The sequence below is a fragment of the Acinetobacter sp. WU_MDCI_Abxb74 genome (assembly GCF_025513915.1).
GTDB lineage: Bacteria > Pseudomonadota > Gammaproteobacteria > Pseudomonadales > Moraxellaceae > Acinetobacter > Acinetobacter calcoaceticus_C.
Map to the genome: position 1 here is coordinate 1211672 of NZ_JAHPRP010000001.1, position 23294 is coordinate 1234965.

26 protein-coding genes and 1 pseudogene are annotated in these 23294 nt (G+C 38.4%); 8 read left to right on the forward strand and 19 right to left on the reverse strand.

Annotated elements, in window-relative coordinates; all coding sequences use genetic code 11:
* Positions 1-38: 38 nt before the first annotated feature.
* From KTH84_RS05815 to KTH84_RS05830, 4 genes are all read right to left on the reverse strand, one after another.
* Positions 39-1091, reverse strand: a complete 1053-nt coding sequence (locus KTH84_RS05815) for a 3-keto-5-aminohexanoate cleavage protein (protein ID WP_262472401.1) — start codon at positions 1089-1091, stop codon at positions 39-41.
* A gap of 60 nt (positions 1092-1151) precedes the next feature.
* The gene (locus KTH84_RS05820) at positions 1152-2000 is read right to left on the reverse strand and encodes a TauD/TfdA dioxygenase family protein (protein WP_262472402.1); all 849 of its coding nucleotides are present in this window, start codon (positions 1998-2000) and stop codon (positions 1152-1154) included.
* An 11-nt stretch (positions 2001-2011) separates the two neighbouring features.
* Complete coding sequence (locus tag KTH84_RS05825) at positions 2012-2998, reverse strand: quinone oxidoreductase family protein (RefSeq protein WP_262472403.1); 987 nt, start codon at positions 2996-2998, stop codon at positions 2012-2014.
* A gap of 136 nt (positions 2999-3134) precedes the next feature.
* Entirely contained in the window at positions 3135-3878 is a 744-nt protein-coding gene (locus tag KTH84_RS05830; protein ID WP_262472405.1) for an aspartate/glutamate racemase family protein, read from the reverse strand.
* A 324-nt stretch (positions 3879-4202) separates the two neighbouring features.
* Between KTH84_RS05830 and KTH84_RS19050 the strand changes: the two genes are divergently transcribed.
* The 6 genes from KTH84_RS19050 (at position 4203) to KTH84_RS05855 (ending at position 7676) form a co-directional block, all read left to right on the forward strand.
* Complete coding sequence (locus KTH84_RS19050; protein WP_336038603.1) at positions 4203-4316, forward strand: NUDIX domain-containing protein; 114 nt, start codon at positions 4203-4205, stop codon at positions 4314-4316.
* A gap of 389 nt (positions 4317-4705) precedes the next feature.
* Positions 4706-5266: a shikimate kinase gene (locus tag KTH84_RS05835; RefSeq protein WP_262472407.1), complete on the forward strand. Its 561-nt coding sequence runs from the start codon at positions 4706-4708 to the stop codon at positions 5264-5266.
* 10 nt (positions 5267-5276) lie between these two features.
* The gene (locus KTH84_RS05840) at positions 5277-5771 is read left to right on the forward strand and encodes a GNAT family N-acetyltransferase (RefSeq protein ID WP_133972668.1); all 495 of its coding nucleotides are present in this window, start codon (positions 5277-5279) and stop codon (positions 5769-5771) included.
* A 158-nt stretch (positions 5772-5929) separates the two neighbouring features.
* Positions 5930-6502: a nuclear transport factor 2 family protein gene (locus KTH84_RS05845; RefSeq protein ID WP_262472408.1), complete on the forward strand. Its 573-nt coding sequence runs from the start codon at positions 5930-5932 to the stop codon at positions 6500-6502.
* Positions 6469-6963, forward strand: coding sequence for a chalcone isomerase family protein (locus KTH84_RS05850; RefSeq protein WP_262472409.1), 495 nt, complete (start codon positions 6469-6471; stop codon positions 6961-6963). Before KTH84_RS05845 ends, KTH84_RS05850 begins: the two co-directional genes overlap by 34 nt.
* A gap of 17 nt (positions 6964-6980) precedes the next feature.
* Positions 6981-7676, forward strand: a complete 696-nt coding sequence (locus KTH84_RS05855; RefSeq protein WP_262472410.1) for a response regulator transcription factor — start codon at positions 6981-6983, stop codon at positions 7674-7676.
* On the opposite strand, the gene KTH84_RS05860 is transcribed toward KTH84_RS05855, so the two are convergent.
* The 10 genes from KTH84_RS05860 to KTH84_RS05905 form a co-directional block, all read right to left on the reverse strand.
* Positions 7673-9001 carry a sensor histidine kinase gene (locus KTH84_RS05860; protein ID WP_262472411.1) on the reverse strand — a complete coding sequence of 443 codons (1329 nt, stop codon included), beginning with the start codon at positions 8999-9001 and terminating at the stop codon, positions 7673-7675. The genes KTH84_RS05855 and KTH84_RS05860 overlap by 4 nt on opposite strands.
* A 29-nt stretch (positions 9002-9030) precedes the next feature.
* The gene (locus KTH84_RS05865; RefSeq protein WP_262472412.1) at positions 9031-10080 is read right to left on the reverse strand and encodes an SAM-dependent methyltransferase; all 1050 of its coding nucleotides are present in this window, start codon (positions 10078-10080) and stop codon (positions 9031-9033) included.
* Positions 10081-10088: 8 nt separating this feature from the next.
* On the reverse strand, positions 10089-10868 hold the full coding sequence (locus tag KTH84_RS05870; RefSeq protein ID WP_262472413.1) for a DUF1295 domain-containing protein: 780 nt from the start codon (positions 10866-10868) through the stop codon (positions 10089-10091).
* 29 nt (positions 10869-10897) lie between these two features.
* Entirely contained in the window at positions 10898-12097 is a 1200-nt protein-coding gene (locus KTH84_RS05875; RefSeq protein WP_262472414.1) for an SAM-dependent methyltransferase, read from the reverse strand.
* A complete protein-coding gene (locus tag KTH84_RS05880; RefSeq protein ID WP_262472415.1) occupies positions 12094-12885 on the reverse strand; it encodes a DUF1365 domain-containing protein in 792 nt (263 codons plus the stop codon). The genes KTH84_RS05875 and KTH84_RS05880 overlap by 4 nt, the downstream gene beginning before the upstream one ends.
* A gap of 22 nt (positions 12886-12907) precedes the next feature.
* Positions 12908-14170: an NAD(P)/FAD-dependent oxidoreductase gene (locus tag KTH84_RS05885; RefSeq protein WP_262472416.1), complete on the reverse strand. Its 1263-nt coding sequence runs from the start codon at positions 14168-14170 to the stop codon at positions 12908-12910.
* Entirely contained in the window at positions 14167-15138 is a 972-nt protein-coding gene (locus tag KTH84_RS05890) for an acyl-CoA desaturase (RefSeq protein ID WP_262472417.1), read from the reverse strand. The genes KTH84_RS05885 and KTH84_RS05890 overlap by 4 nt, the downstream gene beginning before the upstream one ends.
* A gap of 120 nt (positions 15139-15258) precedes the next feature.
* Positions 15259-15822 carry a lipocalin family protein gene (locus KTH84_RS05895; RefSeq protein ID WP_262472418.1) on the reverse strand — a complete coding sequence of 188 codons (564 nt, stop codon included), beginning with the start codon at positions 15820-15822 and terminating at the stop codon, positions 15259-15261.
* 96 nt (positions 15823-15918) lie between these two features.
* Positions 15919-17322 carry a heavy metal sensor histidine kinase gene (locus KTH84_RS05900; protein WP_262472420.1) on the reverse strand — a complete coding sequence of 468 codons (1404 nt, stop codon included), beginning with the start codon at positions 17320-17322 and terminating at the stop codon, positions 15919-15921.
* On the reverse strand, positions 17319-17990 hold the full coding sequence (locus tag KTH84_RS05905) for a heavy metal response regulator transcription factor (protein ID WP_133972644.1): 672 nt from the start codon (positions 17988-17990) through the stop codon (positions 17319-17321). The genes KTH84_RS05900 and KTH84_RS05905 overlap by 4 nt, the downstream gene beginning before the upstream one ends.
* A 125-nt stretch (positions 17991-18115) precedes the next feature.
* On the opposite strand from KTH84_RS05905, the gene KTH84_RS05910 reads away from it, so the two are divergent.
* Positions 18116-18583 (forward strand): GlcG/HbpS family heme-binding protein, encoded by a 468-nt coding sequence (locus KTH84_RS05910; protein WP_262472490.1) that lies wholly within the window; start codon positions 18116-18118, stop codon positions 18581-18583.
* Positions 18584-18592: 9 nt separating this feature from the next.
* Positions 18593-18994, forward strand: a complete 402-nt coding sequence (gene uraH / locus KTH84_RS05915; RefSeq protein WP_133972642.1) for a hydroxyisourate hydrolase — start codon at positions 18593-18595, stop codon at positions 18992-18994.
* 60 nt (positions 18995-19054) lie between these two features.
* Here uraH and KTH84_RS05920 read toward each other — a convergent pair whose 3' ends face one another.
* From KTH84_RS05920 to KTH84_RS05940, 5 genes and pseudogenes are all read right to left on the reverse strand, one after another.
* Positions 19055-19762: a membrane integrity-associated transporter subunit PqiC gene (locus KTH84_RS05920; protein WP_262472422.1), complete on the reverse strand. Its 708-nt coding sequence runs from the start codon at positions 19760-19762 to the stop codon at positions 19055-19057.
* Positions 19752-21419, reverse strand: a complete 1668-nt coding sequence (locus KTH84_RS05925) for an intermembrane transport protein PqiB (protein ID WP_262472423.1) — start codon at positions 21417-21419, stop codon at positions 19752-19754. The genes KTH84_RS05920 and KTH84_RS05925 overlap by 11 nt, the downstream gene beginning before the upstream one ends.
* Positions 21420-21426: 7 nt before the next feature.
* The gene (locus tag KTH84_RS05930; RefSeq protein WP_262472424.1) at positions 21427-22236 is read right to left on the reverse strand and encodes a paraquat-inducible protein A; all 810 of its coding nucleotides are present in this window, start codon (positions 22234-22236) and stop codon (positions 21427-21429) included.
* Positions 22233-22841 carry a paraquat-inducible protein A gene (locus KTH84_RS05935; protein WP_262472426.1) on the reverse strand — a complete coding sequence of 203 codons (609 nt, stop codon included), beginning with the start codon at positions 22839-22841 and terminating at the stop codon, positions 22233-22235. Before KTH84_RS05935 ends, KTH84_RS05930 begins: the two co-directional genes overlap by 4 nt.
* Before the next feature lie 213 nt (positions 22842-23054).
* Positions 23055-23286: pseudogene (locus KTH84_RS05940) on the reverse strand (TetR family transcriptional regulator); the annotation flags it as partial.
* Positions 23287-23294 lie beyond the last annotated feature (8 nt).

Here is a 23294-nt window from a genome sequence, read left to right on the forward strand (position 1 = left end):
CTACAATTAAGGTCTAAATTCCATTAGACCTTGTTACATTAGTTACGCTGAGGAACGCCTTTGTGCCCTGCTTTACGGTTGGGTGCCATACCATTTGCGATTAGGGTTTCTTCGATACTGTTGTATTGCACCCCAATGCGGTAAATTTCACGAGCTTCTTTTCCTGATGCAATTTCACGACCTAATTCATGGGCAATCCGAACGGTTTGCTTAATTTGCTCTACAGAGGAAAAACGGCGTCCGTGATGATCAATAATCGTATCTTCGTTACCTACACGAGCATGTAACCCCATTGCCATCGACATGGTGTTAAAAGGTAATACATTTTTGAGCAGAGATTCGGATGTCAAAGTACACCCATCAGGTACGCGATGAATAAAATTAAAGAAATTAAATGGGTTTGGACCATCAAAACCACCACCAATTCCAATCCAAGTTAAGTTTAACGGCCCCATATACAACCCTTTACGCACCATACGTTCTAGGGTTTCAAGACCATGCATTCCCGTTAACTGAAAGTGTGGCTGAATATTGTTTTTACACAAGCGCTTAATATGTTCAGTTACCCATGCTGGACCAGCTGGCACGGTCATCTCAGCATAGGCTGCCTGAGTCGCTGGATGTTCCAATGAAGTCCCTTCTAAATATTCAGGATAGAGCAATTCCATAATATTCATTTGGGTGGTGTTAATAGCTACCGTGACCTGATCAGGTTTTGGTGTAAGTTCAGCCAACATATGTCGAGTGTCATCACTTAGCCATAGTGCCGCCTCACCTTCACTCTCTGGTGCAAATGAAATCGAACCACCCACCTGAATAATCATGTCAGGCACAGCTTCACGAACACCTGCGATGAGTTCATTAAATTTTGAGAGACGTTTAGAGCCTTTGCCATCAAGCTCACGGACATGTAAATGCAGCACCGTAGCACCCGCTTCATAACACTCGACCGCTTTTTGTATTTGCTCATCCATGGTCACAGGAATATCTTCGGGAAAGTCTTCAGGCATCCATTCCGGTCCATACGGCGCAACCGTGATTACCACTTTTTCCATATTTTCTGGGTGCAAAGAATCGTCAAAGAATTGCATGTGCATCTCCTTATATATTTTATGAATTTTCAATCAGATAGAATTTTTTAATCTGTAGATTTAATAGGTTACGTCACCAATAATGCCGGCCCGTTCCATTTTCCGATGACATGGCGGATAGTCCATCACGGCATAGTGTTGTGTACTGCGGTTATCCCAGATTGCAATACTGTTAGGCTTCCAACGCCAGCGCACTTGAAACTCTGGAATATAGGCTTGAGAAATTAAGTAACATAGTAGTTCAGCTGCGCCCGGATTGGCATCTTGTCCAAATCTGACTCGCTCTTTGGTGTGATAGTTACTGAAATGGGTGGTAAACGCGTTGACGTATAAAATTTTCTCGCCCGTTTCAGGATGAGTACGTACCACTGGATGCTCTGCATCGGGAAACTTTTCTTTTAATTCCAAACGCTTCTCAAGTGGCAACGCAGCGCCAAAACTCGCTTCTATGCTGTGGTACGCACGTAAGTCTGCAATCTTATCCTTGATATCGTTGGGTAAAAACTCATAGGCCATGACCATATTTGTCCACATTGTATCGCCACCTACAGGTGGACATTCAACACAATGCAGCACACATCCCATAGGTGGGGCCTTGCGCCAGCTTGCATCGCTATGCCAAGAATTTTCATAACGATCAACTGGACTTTCGGGGCTTTTATAAATCTGCAATAAACCAGGATGATCAGGATGGCTCCTGACCGCTGGATGAGCTTCTAATTGCCCGAATTTTTCTGCAAATGCGACATGATCCTGACGGGTTAAATGCTGATCTCGTAAAAACAAAACACGATGTTTAAGCAGTTGGGTACGAATTTCAGAAAATAAACCATCGTCGTAAATTGCATCAGACAGTTTTATGCCACTTAACTCTGCACCAATATTGCAAGTTAGCTGTTCAATTTGCATAAGAAATCCCTTCAAATTACAAAAATTGATGAACCTATTGTTTTACGTGCTTCTAAATCACGATGAGCTTGCACGGCATCCTTTAGCTCATAGCGCTGATTAATTTCAATTTTGATTCGTCTATGTCGAACATGATCAAATAATTCATTTGCCAGTTCTTTTTTCTCGGCAGGATCTACAATGTAATCGGCTAAAGCCGGACGTGTCACAAATAGCGAACCTTTCACGGCAAGTAATACCGGATCAAAAGCGGGAATTGGACCCGAAGCCGTACCTACGCAGACCAGCAAACCACGGCGTTTTAGGGAGTCTAATGAGCTCATGAAAGTGGCTTGACCGACACTATCGAAAACGACATTTACACCAACGCCACCTGTTAACTCGCGTACACGTTCGGCAACATTTTCATGGCTATAATTAATGACATGATCACAACCATGAGCTCGAGCTACGGCAGCTTTTTCTTCTGAAGAGGTTGTGCCAATAACAGTCAAGCCAAGTAATTTAGCCCACTGAGAAACAATCAACCCAACACCGCCTGCAGCTGCATGCAATAAAATTGAATCGCCAGCTTTAAAGTCATAAATACGGCGCATTAGATAAGCAGCGGTCAATCCTCTCATGGTCATGGCTGCCGCTGTTTCACAAGAAATTTCTTCGGGTAATTTAATCAGCGCATCTGCTGAAATTAAACGGTGGGTGCTATATGCACCTAAAGTATTTAAAAAACCTGTATAAGTGACCCGATCACCCACTTTAAGCTGAGTGACCCCTTCACCTAAAGCTTCGACAACACCAGAAGCCTCGACACCCATGCCATTAGGCATTGGAATTTTATATATTCCATTACGAAAATATGTATCGGCATAATTTAAACCGACTGCCACATGGCGTAGGCGTACTTCTCCAGCTTTTGGGTCTCCTACTTCTACATCTTCATAGCGCATTACTTCAGGCGTTCCTGTTCCATAGAAACGTATAGCTTTCGTCAACGTCATGTCCTATCCCATATTTTGGTTTTTTATTAAGTGCCTATAACAGCAATAACTCAAACTACAATAAGTAGGATATGTGCCACTTTACATTTGACGACACAGGCTTAACGATTAATGACAAAGGATATTTGAAATATTGCTAAAGAATATTCCCAGCAGTCATGCGTAGATTGGCGCTTTTAGACTTTTTATTTTCGTTTAAGCTAAAACTCACTGCCTCTTTTGCATGAATGGTAGTTGTATCAAATAAAGGAACCGAGAATTTAAGCTCACCAATCAACATACAAATTTCGGTACAACCCAAGATAATTCCTTCTGCGCCTTCAGCTATAAGCGCCTCTACAATAGTCTCGTATTTTTGCCTTGAATCTGGGTTAATCACACCTAAACAAAGTTCTTCATAAATAATACGATGTACTATCTTTCGGTCGGCTTCATTTGGAATCATCACGTCAATTCCATGCTCCTGTAATCGAGCTTTATAAAAATCTTGCTCCATTGTAAAAGCTGTTCCCAACAGTGCGACTTTACCAATGTCTTGACTCACAATTTCTTTTGCCGTTGCATCAGCGATGTGTAAGAAAGGAACCGTAATAGCATCCTCAATCTGCGATGCAATTTTATGCATGGTGTTCGTACACACCAAAATACACTCTGCCCCTGCTTTTTCTAAATTTTGTGCTTGCTCAGCTAAATATGCGCCAGCTTCTTGCCATAAACCCTTCGCTTGCAAGGCTGCGATTTCTTCAAAATCCACACTATTAATAATGACCTTAGCAGAATGTAATTTTCCTAATTTACCGTGAACCATTTTGTTAATTTGTTGATAATAAAGCGCTGTAGATTCCCAACTCATTCCACCTAATAAACCAATTGTTTTCATTATTTAACCCTTCTATTTATTCAAAACTTATCTATATCTCTTATGAGTAAAGCGCAGCTAGAATAAAATTGCTTTCTTTTAATTTCTATCTTATAAACCACATAAAATATGTTCTGAAAATTTATAGTTGATTAAAAAATAGCATGGATATTGATATATTTAATGATAATTACGAATACATGGGCGTTATTGATAAAAAATTAGCCCATCAATTGGGACTATGGCATAGGGTTTTTACTTGCCTTGTATACAACCCATCAACTCAATATGTTTATTTTCAGCTAAAAAATTCTGATAACTATACTTTCGACAGAAAAAGTTTTCTTGATATCTCTGGGCGGCCACTATGAGGCAGGTGAAACCATTGAAGATGGCATAAGAGAATGCCAAGAAGAATTAGGAATTGATGTGAGATTTAATCAATTAATTTCTATTTGAATTCGGCAAACGGCTTGCCATATAGCAGAAAATTACATTGCGAATGAATTTCAACATATCTTTTTATTGCCTTTAAATATTGATTTATCCGAGCTCAAGCCGAAAGATAATGAGATCGTAGGATTTGTAGAAGCTCCAATAAATGATTGTATTGATTTACTTCAACAAAAAACAAATTCTATTCAAATAAAAAAGAGTATGAGAGTTAAAGAAAACTTATGGGAAATAAGTACCGATGTTATTACGTTAGAGAGTTTTCCTCCAAATTATCTAGCTCTTGATAAGATAATTGAAAGATTGCTCATCGCGGCTATGAGACAGATTTCTGGTGAAAACATAAACTATATTTATTGGTGAAATAAGGCTGAATTAATAAAGGAAGTTGCCTCTTGCTTATACATTTCATTGGTCCAGGTGGAGCTGGAAAAACAAGTCTTGCTAAACAATTTGCTATAGATTTCGGTGCTATTTATTATGATTTAGATGAGCACTTTATGCTTAAAATAGGAGATATTTCTCAATTTATAACTAAATATAGTTATAAAGAATATGCTATTAAAAACATTGAGTTATATAGAAGTCTAATAACAACTATAAACCCTGATCTTATAAACATAATTATATGTTCATCAGGATTTATGACTTACCCAAATGAACTTATGGATAGTTATCATGAGATCAAAGCTCAGATTGAAGAAAGTTCTTTGACCTTTTTACTTTTACCTTCTTTCGAGCTTGAAATTTGCGTGAAGGAAATTGTAAGAAGACAACTACAAAGAGAATATTTAAATTGCTCTTCATGGAGTGAAGAAAAAAAAATTAGAAACAGATTTCCTTTATATATAAACTTAAAATGCCAAAGGTTTTTAACAAATGAAGAACCTTCAAAAATAGCATTTGAGCTATCCAAAAAAATCTTTATAGATAAAAATACTTTTCAAACCATTTAATAAGAACGCTATGTTAGAGACAGATCGCTTAATTTTAAAACCATTCCTCGATAAAGACTTATCCATCATGATTGAGATGTTTCAAAACAAAGATTTTATGGCCTTTTCGCCTTACGGTGCTTTGTCTACTGAAGCTGCAACTCGTCGATTTTTAGAAATTTTAGAACATTATAAAAATTACAATTTTGGCAAAATGGCTATCATCTTAAAAGAAACACACAGAATTATTGGTTATTGTGGTTTTGAAACGTGTGAAGTTAATGGTCAAACGGAAGCTGAACTAGGTTTTAGGCTTATTAAAAGTGAACGAAATAAAGGCTATATTGTTGAAGCTTCACTTAAGTTACTAGAAGACATGAAAAATCGAAACTTTAAGCATGTTATCGCTTTCTCAGAAGAAAATAATTTGCCCGCCCACAACCTATTAAATAAACTCGGTTTTATAAAAGTGAATTCGTCTAACTTCTTAAATATGGATGTTATCTTTTTCAGGAAAGAACTGTAAATTTTTAAAGCATTATTTCAAAAATATTTTGAGAGAGATGATATCTAACCCTTTCTAAAAAACCAGCCTCTAAACGTCAATCTAAAAACATAAGAATTCACGCAAACTTCACGACCAGCTCTTTAATTTAATCTTATAAAGTTGGCTCGGATATAGACATGAAAATTATAACCACAGCCCTCGGGCTGATTACCTTGGTAGGTTTAACAGCGTGTAAAAGTGTGCCTAGCTACTCAGGTGACTACGGCAAAGCTGAACAAAAAATTAATGGAATAACATTAAATGACGAGCAGGCGTTAGATATCGGCAATCGTTTTGTTGCCGCATTTAATACACTTGGTACTCCTTCTTTTGTAAACAATGCAGGTAGTCTCTACGCTGATCAGCTTTATATTAACGACACACTCTCGCAGTTCTCTCAGAAAACAGATCTGATCAAACATTTTGAAGGCATGAATGCCAGAGTAAGTAATGTCACTGTAAAACTCATTAGTGCAACTCACCATCAAGATACAGCCTATATCCATTGGTACATGACCTATGACTTTAAAATGTTAGGTCGTTCAAAAACCATGGCTTCTTATGGAATTAGTCAAATTAAGATTAATGATCAGCAAAAAATTATTTTCCAGCAAGATTATTGGGATCCGGCGAATGGTCTCTACCGTTCTTTACCAATCTTTGGAGGAGTCTATAAATGGATATTGCCGTTCAAAAAAGTCGAGTCTTAATATTTCTGGGAATCTTGATCGTATCTCAAGCGAATGCGGCTGAACTGAAAAAATGCAGTTCAGCACCTTTGATGGTCACGAGTAAAAAAGTGGGAAATGTCAGTTACTTTGCTGAAGATTGCTTAAAAAATTGGCAAAGTCAAAGCATCAAAATGGACTTTAGCTATAACCGCGATATTCCCGAGTGGGCTTTTAAACGTGCAGCAACCCATTATTTGAAAAAGAATATTAGTGGATTTGATGCAAAATCTCCGCTTAATCATATTAATGAACTTTATAGACCCATCAAAAATGGAGACTTATATAGTTTGTATTACCAGCAAGAAAATCAAAAACTGGAACTAAAATTAAACCAGGAGCTACTCGGTTCTTTAAACAATCCGAATGCAAATCAATATTTTAAAATCTGGTTTGGTAGCGAACCATTTAATGCTAAATTGAAACAACAATTATTAAATTAATGGCTTAATAAAATCTTATGGGTAATCATTTTATCCTCATGGTTGAGGACCATTTTGAACTTGCAGCAACCGTCTGCGAATTTCTTGAAGTGCATGGTTATATCATCGATCATGCGCGTAATTTAGATGCTGCACGGACTTTTCTCAAATCGCAGCATTATCATCTTTTGCTGCTCGATATAAACTTACCGGACGGCTCAGGTTATGACCTATGTAACTGGCTCCGCACCCAACAAGGTGTTGATATTCCTGTCCTTATGCTGACAGCAAGAGATACTTTAGATGACAAGCTTAAAGGTTTTACCGCTGGAACAGATGATTATTTGGTTAAACCCTTTGATTTTAATGAATTAGTCATGCGGATTCGTGCATTAATTAAAAGAGCAGCTGGCGAAGTCACTCATCATAAAATTCAGATTCATGACTTAATTCTTGATAGCGCAACCCAAACAGTTATTCGTGCCGGAAATAATATCGAATTGCCGCCTATTCAATTTAAATTATTAAAAATTTTGATGCGTCAATCTCCAAAAGTGGTGACCAAACAAGAACTGATGATGGAGTTATGGGGCGATGAAGAACCTGAAAGTGATGCATTACGCAGTCACATATATAACTTAAGAAAAATGGTTGATAAACCTTTTGACCCTAAGCTATTACATACAGTGGCAGGCGTCGGTTTAAAAATTGCTTTAGACAGTTCTGTAAGTTAGCTCAAATAGACCACAACAATTAAACCTGTTGCCTGTTCTAAGTCCAACTCAGGATGAGTAGCTAAATAGTACTGCCGATCAAACAACTCCACTCGCCATCCTAATTGTTTGCAAAGCTTTTGCACCAATTGCAAACCAATTCCATGGCCTTTAGCCTTTAAAGAGAGTTGTGAATCGCTGAGCTCTTGAACCTTAACATCGTTAGGTAAAGAAATTCCAATTCCATTATCCGCAATAATCAGGCTGTTTTTTTGTTGAATAATATCGATTTGTGAGCCTTGAGAATAGTTCAATGCATTACGTAAAATATTGCTTAAAACCATTTTAGTCATAGAAGGATATAACCAGCGCGGCTGTTCAGAAAGGTCGGGTTGAATATGAATATGTATTCCCTTACTCTCACTCACTGCTTGTAAACTTTCGACTAAATCCTTCACAATTCTAGATAAAAAATTCTTCTCAGACGGTAAGCTTTTTACTGTATTACGTGCAATCGCCAATAAGGTATCGACTAATAACTGCATATCCTCAATCGTATTATGAAGACGAACTAAGGCTTTATCATCTCCATATCTAGCCTGACAAAGTTGCACATTACCCTTCAAAATAGTGAGTGGAGTACGCAGCTCATGGCTCACATCTCCCGTAAACTCCCTTTCGCGTCGAATAAAATCACTTAAAACTTGATGATATTTTTCCAAGGCTTGCTTGAGATATTCTGCTTCCATGTTGCCATTGGTATTAATATCTTTAAAAGGAGATGCTTGGGTATCTTGATGTGCCCAATCGATATTTTCCAAAGCATTTGCCAAACGTGTAATTGGGGAAAAATAGCGTCTGGCTTTTCGATTTGACCACCATAAAAAGCTATATAGCACAGACAAACTAAACATGAGCGGAGCCAATCCAAATAACCAGATCAGCTTATTGACATTGCTCTCGCCAAATACCAACAGAACATGCTGACCATTACGCTCACCATAGACCGTCATACGCTCTTTACCATCAACAAAGATTCGATGTACCCCACTCTCTAAATGCATGCCCCGAAATGGTTGAGGTGCGACCTGTGTATTCCACCGATATCCATATAAATTTTTCGTATCCGGTAAATCTGCATTTGGGTCACGTTCTATGCGTAACCAGTAATGCTCCATTTCCTGTTCTAAAGCTGTTTTAAGTAAAGAGCCTTTAATGACCCATGCACTACAAGCCAACCCGACCACGATCGATAATGCAATCAGACCAATCTGCAACCAATAATATCGATTGAACATTTTGGCTAATGGATGACTAGATTTGCCATCATGTCGAGTTCTTATCATATCTTTATCGCCGAGGTAGGCTCTAGAAATTACAATGATCTCTTTCTAAATAAAAAGTGACCAATGACCCATTCTTGTCCTTGCTCAAAACCAAACAGCTCAGCACAAGCCATGAAGAAAATACGCCAACGTTGCCACCAAATATTAGCATCTTTTCCATAGATTTTTTTAAACAGAGGCTTCAATTCAACTTCTTGATTATCCATATTATCAAGCCAAGCATTTGCGGTTCTCATATAGTGCTCACCCGACCACTGCCACTGTTGAGCCAATTCTAAATGCTCTTGGAAATGCAAAAAAGTTGACGTCGCAGGCATTAAACCGCCAGTAAAGAAATACTTGGACATCCAATCATAATCTGATTTTACTTCAAAAGGATAATGTAAAAAGCGATGGCAAAAAATATGACACCAAAGTAGCCCATCTGCCTTCAACCATCCCTGAATTTTCTCAAAAAGACGTTGATAGTTACGAACGTGTTCAAACATTTCAACCGATACAACCCGATCAAATTGATCTTGGTCTAATTCGAGCACATTCACATCACATGTGAGCACTTCAAGATTCGTTAAATCCTTCAACTTAGCTTGCCCAAGAATATGCTTTTTCTGGGTTGCAGAGTTTGAAACAGCAGTAATCTGTGAGCGCGGATAGTTTTCTGCCATCCATAATGTTAGAGAACCCCATCCACAGCCTAACTCTAAAATATGTTGGCCGTTTTTAAGTTGTGCTCTTTCACAGTAAAGCTGAAGTGCAAGCTCTTCTGCCTGATCTAAAGTTGTTGTTTTAGTCGGAAAATAGCAAGCACTATATTTGAGTCTTTTTCCAAGCACTGCCTGAAAAAACTCAGTCGGCAATTCATAGTGCTGCTCATTTGCCTTGTCCGTTTCAACGGCGATTTCGCTCCGTTTCAGCATATTAAGCACATCCATATAGCGCTGTGCCCCTTGTTCAGGGTCATAACGCCCTTCTTGAATTAAGCGCTTTTTGCTTAAAGCACGGATTGCTGCCCGAATTGCATGATCTGGAATCACACCACTTTCAACAATTTTTAAAGACTGATGAACAATAAAATCCATATGCGCACCTATTTTTTGGGTTTTCGCGGAATAAACATTGATGTTTTTTGTTGATAATCAAGATAATTTTGACCGCGGCTTTTAATTGCTTGTTTTTCACTAAATGGAATACCCGTGACGTAGTATAAAAATAGCCACATCAGTAACGGATAAATCCACAATAAATACTGGCCCGCAGCTAAACCAATGATTGGATAGGCAAACCAGTGTAACCATTCAAAAAAATAATTTGGGTGACGTGAATAACGCCATAAACCCTGATCCATCGTTTTGCCATGATGTTCTGGATTTAATTTAAATCGGTATAACTGCTGATCAGCGAGCTGCTCTCCAATAAAGGCAATCACCATGATGACAGCAGCAATCACTAAAGCGATTTTATATCCGCCACTCCATGTAGTTGCCTCTACATTGAGTAGCGTCCACATCGGAAAAAAGAACAAAAGCACCAAAAGGGTTTGAAAGATAAAAAATAAGAAGAAGCCAAAGTGCTGGAACTTACCCATCGACTTACGCATGTTCGCGTAACGACCATCTTCTTTTTGTTCAGATTGATAACGTCTTAAAAGATGCCAAAATAATCTTAAAAACCATAAGCCGCTAAAAATACCGACAAAAAGTCGCACTTCAACTGGAGCAACTGAAATGAGTAAAGAAGACACAATAATGTTTACTGCCAGACAGAAACTCCATGCGGCATCTACAATTCCAGCTCGACCATTTGCAGTGGCAAGTAGCCAGCTCAGCAACATGATCATTAAATCTAGAATCAGTAAATTCCAAAACATGAGCAGTCTCCTTGCTTGATGTGTTCGAGTTAGTAATTGCTACTTTCAAACAACAAGTGAACATTGCTTATCACGCCTTCTTTAAAACCACCCTCGCAATAACATAAATAGAAATCCCACATGCGAATGAAGTTTTCATCGAAACCCAGAGCCAATACTTCCTCCCGTGCGATTAAAAACCGTGCTCGCCAGTGATGAATTGTTTTTGCATAACTTAAACCGATGTCATTTAAATACTTTAGCCTTAAACCACTTTCAGAGGCGGTTTGAGTCAATACACTCACGCTAGGAATAAAGCTACCAGGAAAAATATAACGCTTAATATAATCGACTGTATTTAATGCTTTTTTATAACGAAAATCTTCAATGGTAATGGCTTGAATAAATGCCAAACCTTTCGGTTTTAACAGCGCTTTGCACTGATCAAAATATGTTGATAAATATTGCGCGCCAACGGCCTCAACCATTTCAATTGAAACTAACTTATCGAACTTTCCTTCGAGCAAGCGATAGTCTTTTAATTGCACATCAATTCGATGTGCCAACCCAGCTTCACTTACACGAGTAACGGCTTCATCGTATTGAGCTTGTGAAATGGTAATGGTGGTCACTCTACAGCCATAATGTTGGGCTGCATAAATGGCAAAACCGCCCCAACCGCTTCCAATTTCAACCAAATGATCCATTGGTTTTAAATCTAACTTTTTACAGATGAGCTCTTTTTTAAAATCAGATGCGTCTTCGAGTGACATGTTTTCACTTTCAAAAACGGCGCTCGAATACATTAACGACGGGTCTAAAAATAATTTAAAAAAGTCATTACTTAAGTCATAGTGCTCAGCAATATTTTTACGGCTCCCGCTTATAGAGTTTTTTCTATTTTTATACCAACCCTTCAGAAAAAACTGGCTCGCCTGTGCAATAACATTCTGGTTAAACTGGTCTAATACATCTCGATTACGTGCCAGTATCTGAACCAACTCTACAAGTTGTTCGCTGCTCCAATCACCACGGATATAGCCTTCAGCTGCTCCTAAAACACCATTTTTTAAAATGAGATCCATCAGCAAAGGATTGCGAACTTCAATCACAGCATGTAAGTCTGAAACCTCGCCAACCGTACCACTCCACGCGCCCTGAAAAGTGATCTGTCCATGACGTAGTTTGAGAAGACTCTTGAGCAGTAACGGTAGTGAGTCATCTTCACCATAAAGAAATGTTTTTATCATGTCTTATCTACCTTGATCTTTTTAGGATGACGATAAAATGGAACTTTTTTTCGCCACAACTTAAATGCTTCTAAATATATTGAAAACAACATTTTAAAAGGGGCTAGGCTGTTCATAAGAGCATATCGATACTGCTGTGAAGGAAATGTGATGGGCACAAGTTCAAACCGCATAGTTGCATCAAACACTTGTTTTTGTTCTTCAAAGAGCTGCATGTGAATGACATTTTGCTGGTCTGAAAAACTAAATCGCCAGCGGTAAGTCAACTGCATGGGCATAAACGGCGAAACATGAAATGATTTTTCAAAATGAAAATCGAAACTCTGATAATCACTCATATTTCTTTGTTGTTTTGAGCAGTCATGTATATAAACTTTTCGTTCATTCCATGGGGTATTAGTAATTTCACTGACAATAAATACGGGTTTTCCGGCTTTATTTAAAACAAAATAAAATACGACCGAATTAAACCGAAAACCCAAACAACGAGGTAAAGCCAATACTCTGATTTGCCAGTCTGGTCTAATATGTAAGTTGTTATTTTGCAGTATCGCTTTTTCTACTTTTTCCTTTATAGACCCGTGATACATATTTAAAAAATCATTTTTGGATAGTTCTAAGACATTCCAATGATTGGTTGACCAAAGTGAGCAATCTTTTGCAATCTCATTTAATTGATCTGGATCGAACCATAAGTAATTTAAGGTCGATGTGAATTGATGCTGTTTGGGGCTATAGCGTCGGTGACGAATAATTGTAGGAGCTATAGCAAGTTTATTTAATAACATTTGAAAAGCTCCTTACCTATTTTTAAAAGTGTAAAATTTGCTCTACAACACGTGCTGCACTACGGGCACCATCCTCATGGAAACCCCAGCCCCAATACGCTCCACAAAATGAAGTTCTGTTTTGTCCGTTAATTTCTTGCCAACGAGATTGAGTTTGAATCGCTTTAGTATCAAATACAGGATGACGATATTGGCGTTCAACCAAGATGTCTTCGGCTTTAATTTTCATATTCGGATTTAAAGTAGAAAAAACTTGAGTATTGCAGGGTAAATTCTGCAAATTATTCATCCAGTAGGTAAAACCATAATGTATGTCAGACTCATTGCTTTGAACTTGCGATGTTGGTGTTACATGTACATGCCAACTTGCCCACTGCAAACGACTTTTAGGCATAATTGAAGTGTCACGGTGAACCACCATGTGATTATCTTGATAGCTAAATTGACTTAGTATTTCTCGTTCAAGAGATGAAGCATCTTTAATTAAACTTAGGCTATCGTCGGCATGGCTTGCGAAAATCACCCAGTCATATTCTGCTTGCCCTTCAGTTGTTTCGATAAACACAGTTTCTTGTGAACGGCTCACACCTTTTACTTCTGCAAATTTCCACTCAATGGATGGACAGTTTTGTTGAATAGCATGTATATAACTTGCTGAACCGTGTTTGACTGTTTGCCATTGTGGCCGCTCTTTTAGCTGTAGCATGCGGTGATGCTGAAAAAAGCTCACGACAAATCGATATGGGATCTGACCTACCTGCTCAACCGGAGCCGACCATAATGCCCCGCACATCGGATAAAGATGCTCATAACGGAACTCATGGCTATATTTGTGTAGGTCTAAATAGCCTTCAATAGATAAATTAGGGTCAAAATCTGCTACATCAATATTTTTATTATCATCATAAAAACGCAGCAAATCTGAGAGCATTTGTAGAAATTTACGGTTTAGAAAGTTCTGCGGACGGGCAAAGAGCGACCATTTTTTTGAGGGGTTATATTGAAGCCCACTGACCAGATTATTCACCGAAAAACTCATGTCACTGCTTTGAGTTTCAACTCCCAAATTTTTAAGCATGTCGGTAAATAACGGATAGTTGTAGTCATTAAACACAATAAAACCACTATCTACCGCAACTTTAGCGCCCTCTATATCCAGCTCATGAGTGTCAGTATGACCACCTAAATAGCTATTTTTTTCATATACGGTAACTTGATGTTGTTTTGACAATTTCCATGCAGCATAAAGTCCCGATATACCCGAACCAATAATGGCAATTTTCATAACACTTCCCCATTTTCAATTTTTTCTATCGGTAGATCTTTAATCTTTTTATATTGATAGACCTTCGCTGGTACTGGCTTTAGTCCCCACACCAAACCAAATAAAGACATCAGTTTGAGCACATAAAAGGTGATATCAATCTGCCACCAATAAAAACCTTGACGCACACTACCCGCGTAAAAGTGATGGTTGTTGTGCCATCCCTCACCTAAGGTAATTAAAGAAAGTAAAAAGTTATTACGGCTGTCATCTGGGGTATTAAACTCTCGTGAACCATAACGATGCGCGAGTGAGTTAATACATAAGGTTGCATGCGTTAAGAGAACGGTAGAAATCACAAATCCCCACACCAAAAGCTGTAAGCCATTAGTTCCGAACTCAGGGAAATGTTGCGCAAGCCACGAACCAAAACCATAAATTGCCAAAGCTGTAAAAATCACAATAGGCAAACTAAATCGGTCAAGCCAAATCAGCTCAGGATATTTCAACCAGTCTTTAATCACTTTTTTTCGAATAGCAAAATTCTGCTCATTTAAAAACCAGCCTATATGGGAATACCAAAAGCCTGCTTTCGCTGAATGTGGATCCTGATCGGTGTCGGTAAAGTAATGGTGATAACGGTGATGCGCTGCCCACCATAACGGTCCACGCTGTGCACTCATAGTTCCGATCAGTATAAAAATGAACTGGACAATACGTGATGTTTGAAAAGTTTTATGTGAAAGATAGCGGTGGAAAAAAGCAGTAATTGCAAACATGCGAAGAAAGTAAAAACCCAGCATGAAGACAACTGCAAACCAAGATACGCCCACCCAAAACATAGCTAAACAAGCGATATGCAATAAAATAAAAGGAATTATTCTTAACCATTGAATTTTCTTTTCAATGACATATTCGCTAGAAGTACCCACTTGCGCATTTTCTGAATCTGACCAGCTATCGATCCAGCGCAGAAAAAATTTAGACATTGATTCTTCCTGATCTAAAGCATTTCTTTTGGTTCTAATTTAGAAAATGCGCAATGAATTTTATGTGAAGTTCACTCGATTAAGAGATAAATATAAGAATCTTCCTAATCAGTAGCTTCGCTATTTAGACTGTGTTGTCTTAACGAGTTTAGAAACGTCGTAGCCATAGCTTTTTGCGGTTTGCAGATAAGACTGATATGTCGCCTCATCAATTTGAGGACTACGAGAAAGAATCCATAAATATTTCTGGCTTGGACCACCGACTAAAGCGACCTGATAATCTTGGTCAACTCTTAGTACCCAGTAATCGCCTTTTGTAAAAGGAATCCATCTTAGACCAGAAGGCAAAAAGCTCACTTTTAATTTACTGTTGCCCTCATTTTGCGAATAGGCCACACCTTCAGATGAAATCATTTTGCCATCTTTGTTGGTACAACTATTTAAAACACCAACGGTTTTGTCTGCGTTAATGGAATAGTTTGCAGTTGTATTGGCTACACAATTACGCTGAAAAAACATAGGTAAATGTGCAATCTCATACCACTTACCTGCGTATTTATTAATATCAATAGATTCAACAGCCACTGGTTTCGTATTTGTGTCAGCAAAGGTGCTCAAAGGAAGCATTAAGCTAACCGCTGCAAGACTGCTACTGATGACAAGTGACTTAAATAATAATTTCATAACGACCCTCTTCTATTTATTTCATATGTTTAAACATACGCCAGAGGGTTGTGAACAAAGTGTGAATTTTAAAAATTAAGGAACATTAATAAGGATTTAATTGTATTTATTTGGGGCACCTGCAATTGGAAAATCAAGCTCAAAATATACCCCTTCGAGCGTGTTATAGACCCGATATAGACCATGATGTAGATCCATAATTGAAGCGACAATCGATAAACCTAATCCACCTGTCTGGTTCTCATCACTTCGACTTGAGTGGCATTGGTAGAATCTTTCAAAAAGATGCTCAAGTTGATGATCAGCAATTGAAATACCACCCGTTACCACAGTCAGACTCACCCATTGCGTATGCTCAGTCATTTTATGTCTAGTGGCGATATAAATAGATCGCTTATCACCACCATGTACGAGCGCATTTAAAATAAGGTTGTAGACTGCTCTTTGAAATAGCTCTGGATCTGCAAATAACTTTTGGACTTCTAAGTTGAAACTAAAATGACACTCTTGTTCCTCGGCCTGATATTCAAAAATCTGGCATAGCCCATCTATAACATCTTGGACGTTTATTTCTTGTTTGTTTACAAGAACCATTTTCTGATCGGCTCTTGCTAAAAAAAGCATGCTATCAATCATACGTTTTAATCTGTGGTAATCATCCAAATGAGACACCAGCAAATCTTCATATTGCTCAACTGAGCGTTCGCCAGTTAAAGCAATTTCAGTTTGCCCAATCAGATTATTTAAAGGCGTACGGAACTCATGAGCAATATCTTCAGAAAAACGGTTGAGCTGGGTATAGCCCTTTTCAATACGCTCAAGCATGTGATTTATATCTTTTGAAAGCAGCTCAACTTCTAAAGGTGAATTTAAGAGATTTAATCTTTTCTGGAGCTGATTTACGTTAATAGAGTGTGTTTGCTTGCGAAGCTGTTGTAGCGACCTTAAACCCAGATGACACGCTAAAATACAAAGCACAAAGATTGCAAATACACCTCCTATCACATACATCAAAAGGTTCTTTTGAAAAGGTAAAATAATATTAATCCGCTCAGACCATTGTTTACCTGCAATGAGCTGATAAGGCTCGTTATTAATTTTTATGGTTTTCCACGCAATTCGCGTTGGATATTCATTGCTAGCTAAGTCTTGGAATTGGAGACTTGTACGCTCTGCAAATTGAGGTAACTGAATATGGAGCGGATTGATATTAATTAAGGTTTTATCTTTATGAATGAGCAGAAACAAATTGTCTTGGTTGCCGAGCATGTTTTGATAAAGCTTAGGCCGCGCAATGATTTGCTCTACATTTTCGCTATCTTGTAGCAAAATTTCCAAGCGATTAATTCTGTCTGCTAAAGCTTTATCTTGCTGCTTTAATAAAATTTGGTTAATACCTAAATAGGTCATAAAGCCGACTGAACATAAAATTAAGGCAGAACAGAGCGTGACCAGTAATGTAATACGGACTTCAAGCGAACGTAGAAATTTAAAGTTCATAAGCTAACCGAAATTTTATAGCCCAAGCCACGGATGGTATGAATAAGCTTTAATTCATACCCTTCATCAATTTTGCTTCGTAAACGGCGTACTGCCACATCAATAAAATTAGTATCGGTATCAAAGTTAATATTCCAGACTTCGGAACCAATTTGTCTGCGCGTCACGATTTGCTCTTTATTGAGTAACAGGTAACGCAACAAATTAAATTCAGTTTTGCTCAGCTCAATCAGGTTTCCATTACGCCATACTTTATGACTGACCAAGTCCATTTTTAAATCACTAATAGACAGTTCATTTTCCTGCAAATATTGTTGTCTTCTTAATAGGCTTTTAATACGCGCTAATAGTTCAATATAAGAAAAGGGTTTAGCCAAGTAATCATCCGCACCCAATTCCAAACCTTTGACTCTATCCATCACCTGATCTTTTGCCGTTAAGAAAATAACCGGAATTTTGGAGAACTGGCGCAGTACTTGTAATACGCTCCAGCCGTCTATGTCAGGCAACATCACGTCAAGAATAAGCAAGTCATATTGATCTCTCTTTAGCATTTCTAAACCTTGAAGCCCTAAATGAACACACTCCGCTTGATATCCAGATTCTTTTAATCCTTTAACCAAATAAGTGGCGATTTTGATTTCGTCTTCAATAACAAGGATACGCATTTTGTAGAGACTCTTTTGAAAGATGACAACTTTGTAATGTGATTGTCATGCTTGGAATTATTCAATTTGTTTAAGATTTTCAAAGCGACATAGAGGCAATCATCATGAACAAATTGAACTGGCTGATGCTAACAGCCGCGGTATTGGGTAATAGTACTTTTGCACAGCCCCCTGCTTTGAATCAAGTCTATTCATTAGATCTTAAAACTGCACGAATGCTAGCTGACAGTGCTAAAGAGGCATGTAAAAAATTAAATCAAAACATTGCAGTCGTTATTGTTGACCGTGGTGGTAACCCTTTAACTGCCGAACGGCATGAGTTGGTTGGTCCACATAATTTAATGGCTGCCGAGAAAAAGGCCTATACGGCGCTATCTACCAAAACATCGACCTTGGTTTTAAGCCAAAACAGTAACCAAAATCCCGATGCAAAAAATTTAACCACACTGGCAAATTTACTGTTGTTAGGAGGTGGCATACCTGTTCGTTTTGAGAACCAAGTGATCGGGGCGATTGGCGTTGCGGGTGCTGGTGGTGCTCAAAATGACAATCTATGTGCAAGTAAAGCCATTGAAACCATTTTTCATTCATAAGGATTCATCATGTCTAAATCATTTATTGCCTTATCTTCTTTATTTATTGCTTCGGCTACATTTGCACAGAGTAATCCACTCAGTGTGCATGTTTTAAATTTAGAAACTGGTTTGCCATCTTCTCAGGTTGAAGTGGTTTTAGAAAAAAACACAAATAACCAGTGGATTAAACTTAACCAACAAGTGACCGACTCAAATGGCCGTATTAGTGCACTCTATCCAGAAAATAAAAAACTAGAGCAAGGTGTTTATAAAGTTACCTTTAAAACTGAAGACTGGTTTAAAAAGAACAAACAACAAACTTTTTTTGCCGAAGTCCCTGTGATTTTTAAAGTGGATGGAAGTGTAAATCACTACCATATTCCGTTACTACTCAGCCCTTATGGTTATTCAACCTATCGAGGCAATTAAAATAAAAAACCCCTTTATCTGTTTTGCACAAATAAAGGGGTTGGTTAAAAGCGAGTCGTTTTACGAACAAACACCATTGCTAATAACCGCTTTTTTGTTTGAATCTAGCGCCACGATCGAAGAAGAAACAATATTAATAATTTGGCTCATGGCCTCACTTGAAGCACTTACAATGGCTTCCATTTTTTTAGCTTTTTGATCAATCGGCTGTTTAAAAGCAATTCTACAATTGAGCTGAGCTCCTCTATTAGTGATTACTTTTGCATTAGTTGACTCTAATTGAGTTGGAGGTATCTGACGCTTCACAACCCAAGACACAGCAATATTAATATTGTTGTGATCTATAATATCAAAATGAGAAAAGTCTGTAGAAACGCGATATAACGGTTGATTGTTTCCAGCAAGCCCACTGCTATAACTGTCAATTGCCCCTAGCTTTTGTTGTAAACCTGCCGACATGGTATCGCGTAATTGCGTACCCATGGTCGATGTCCAGCGCTCATTATTTAACACCGTAGACTTACCGCTACTGTCTTGTAGCACCAAAGGTGCACGGTCTAATCGGTCTGGAATCCCAACTGGCAATACTTCAATCACCTGCACAGTTGAGCTGGTGACCGGAGTAACTTTAGGGGACATCGTATAATAGTTTGGCGTTGGCGAACTCGAACATGCTGTCATGGCAACTGCCGTTAAAAACAAGCCACTCCCAAGCAGCCATTTGGCTGCTTTAGGAAGTTGAAAAGATAGATGGTTTTTATTTTTCATCATCGGTCTCTGGTGTCTTACCACGAATAATTGATTCAGGGTGTTGTTCAATATAGTCTGACATTAACTGTAAAGAGGCAGCGGCACGTGTCATTTGCTGCAATGCTTTGCGTACGTCTTGTTGCAACGGCGCATCGCTCGACAAAATAGATTCAGATGACCGTACAGTTTTACGCACATCGTCTAAAGTTGCTTGTAAACCAGGTGCAACTTTGCCGTCTAACTGTTTAACCAGCTTGTCGGTAGACTCAATCGCTGTGTTCATATTGTTAAGCGTTTTACGCACATCTTGCCCAATTTCAACTAACGGGAATTTCGTTAATTTATCTGCAATTTGAGAAACTTGTGCTTGTAAGCCACTCAGTTCGGTTGGCGTTGTCGGAATCACCACACGGTTATCACCTAAGATTTGTAATGTGGCTGGTTTGGCTTTAGGGAACCTGTCTAGCGCAATATAGTTTTGACCCGTTAGAAGGTTTCCGGTTCTCATTTGAGCACGCCATCCATGTTCAACAAAATCTTTAAAAATTTCACTGTTTGGATTAAGCGCCTGACCATTTTCAACACGTGAAGGATAAATGACCGCCTCAACACGCATACGAATCTGTTTATAGTGGTCATAAAACTCGGCATTTATTGATTTAACATTACCAATTTCAATACCCATGAAATCAATTGGTGCACCGACCGTAAGCCCACGTAATGAATGATCAAAATACATAATCACACCACGAGCTTGACCATCCGGTTCTTTTAATGCATCAGATTTTGAGTCCCAAAGATTAAAGTGACTCTGATTTGCTGCCATCGTAGCATGCGAGCCTTCAGGGAATCCAAAAGCAATACCACCTGCGACAATACTTGCCAGAGATTGAGTGTCTAAATTAAAGCCTGAAGCATTTAAGGTCACATCAATCCCACTCGCCTGCCAAAAACGTGCATCGGTGGTTACAAACTTGTCATACGGCGCGCGGATAAACGTTTGTAGTTCAACATTTTTACCGTCATCAGACAATTTATAAGCTGTAATTTGCCCCACATTAATTCGACGATAATAAATTGGAGAACCTATATCTAACGAACCAAGATCATCTGCATTTAAGAAAAATACTTTTCCGGGAACGTCTGAGGATATGACTGGCGGCACTTCTAATCCAGTAAATTCAAACTTATCCTCTTCTGATTTCCCCCCATCCACTTCAATATATGAACCTGACAATAAGGTGTCTATTCCTGAAACCCCACTCGTCCCAATACGCGGTCGCACCACCCAAAATCGTGAATCTTTCGCTGCAAAATTACTCGCACCTTTGCGCAAATCAATTCTGGCAATAACGTGTGAACGGTCATCTGAAAGATCAATCTGCCGTACTACACCAATATCCACCTGTTTATAGCGAACTGTGGTTTTACCAGCGACTAGCCCTTCGGCTGTCCGAAAAGACACATCAATTGTAGGGCCATGAGACAATAGCGCTTTTACAGCTAATGACAGCGCGATTAAAAGCGCGATCAATGGAATAAGCCAAATTAATAAAGGCTTCCACCGGCTTTTCTTTTCTTGGGGTTCTGGCAAATCATTCATGCTATCCAGTTCAACATCTGTATCACGATGATCTGAGTTACCAGTGGTTATTTCATTTTCAGACATACTCATTGTTCTTTTATTGACTGGGATTAATAGAATCATTATTCAACGGCGGATGTTCTGCCTGAATAATTGTTGTTTTTTCAGAAGCAACAGAAGACGGTTTGTTTGTACTCTGAGATGTGTAGAAGTTATCCCAAATAATACGTGGGTCAAAACTTAAAGATGCGAACATGGTTAACACCACAACCGCACCAAAAGCAATCGAACCCGGCCCTGCTAAAATTGTAGCAAGCGATTGAATCTGAATGAGGGCTGTTAAAAGTGCCACCACAAAAACATCAATCATTGACCAGCGCCCGATAAACTCGACAATTCGATATAACTTAACGCATTGCTCGGGTAAAAATTTCCAACCTGCCGATTTCTGTAGATATACCGCAAATAATAAAAAATACAAAATCAGTAGCTTTAACATTGGAATAAAAATACTAGCCATGAAAATGACCACTGAAACCAAATAGTCTCCACTTTGCCAGAAGTAAATTACCCCACTCATGATCGTATCTTGCTGACTACCTAAAAGTGAGTCAGTCACCGTCATTGGAAGTACATTGGCTGGAATATAAAGGATGGTTGCAGCCACTACCAAAGCAAAGGTTCGATTTAAACTTGCTGGTTTGCGTGAATGCAGCACGCTATTACACCGAATACAACGTAATACTTGATGGCTTTTATCTCGTCGTCTTTTTTCATTTTGAGCAGAATTTACGACACCACAGCAATGACACACAATTAATGAGAGATCTTTAGCTCGTGGATATGGCTTAACCCCCAATCCGTGTTGCGAGCTTTTTGCTTGGGTCACATTTTTTATTGTTTTCATGGCAGTGACCTATCAATTTCGTTCCATATATCGCTCACCTTTATGGAAGTAATATAGACCAATAATATGCTTAAGACTGCGAATGCCCACAAAGCAATCTCGGGAATCACCAATACCATTCCCACTAACTTTACAAGTGTGACCAAAATTCCGATTAAGAACACCTCAACCATTCCCCACACTCTCATAAAGAAAAGTGTCCGCAATGCCATCACCAAAAACGTTGGCCTTTTCTTCAATATACTCACCGTACCCAACACATAGGTAAGTAATAAAAGATAAGAAAGCGGCACAATAAAAGTAGTGATTAAGATGAGTAAGCCCACGAAAGCCCGATCATAATGAAACATCACCCACACCGCACCAAGTAAGGTGGTTTCAGAGGTATTTCCCTGTAATTCAATTTTTACGATAGGAAAGCTATTGGCAATAATAAATACGATTAAGGCAGTTAAAATCAAAGCTAACAATGTTGAAAAAGGTTTGGTGTGCCGATAGAGTTCAGCACCGCAGCATACGCAATAAGCTCTTTTTCCATAAGCAAGCGGGGTTCTACGATAGACTGTATCGCACTCCTCACAACCTGCTAATTTATTAAGCCGCATAGTTATACTCTGAAATTTATAATTTTTACTGTGTCAGAACTGCTTGCTACAACGCTTGCATAGAATTCTACTTCTAAGCAATGTGCCAAACTAATCTCATTTCTTCAAGAGAAAATTAAATACGATTTCTTCGATTTACTTTATTAAATTATATAAATAAGAGAAAAGACATAAAAAAGCGCCTTAAATAAGGAGCTTTTCATTCGCCAATTCTTAATTAATCATGGTTAAAAAATAGTTTAATAATCTATCTCGGTCATCTAGCTGATTTTTCCCCTAAAAGTTGAATCATAGCGCCATCAATCACAAATAAAAACAGGTGAGCATCTTCAATTGAAGCCGTAACTTTTAGCGTTAAAAGTAGTTTATAAATTTCTTGAATTAGCCAATTTCGATAGTCAATTACAACCTTATGGGCGGTTGGATAAAGCTTTTCAATTTTAAAAAAATTAC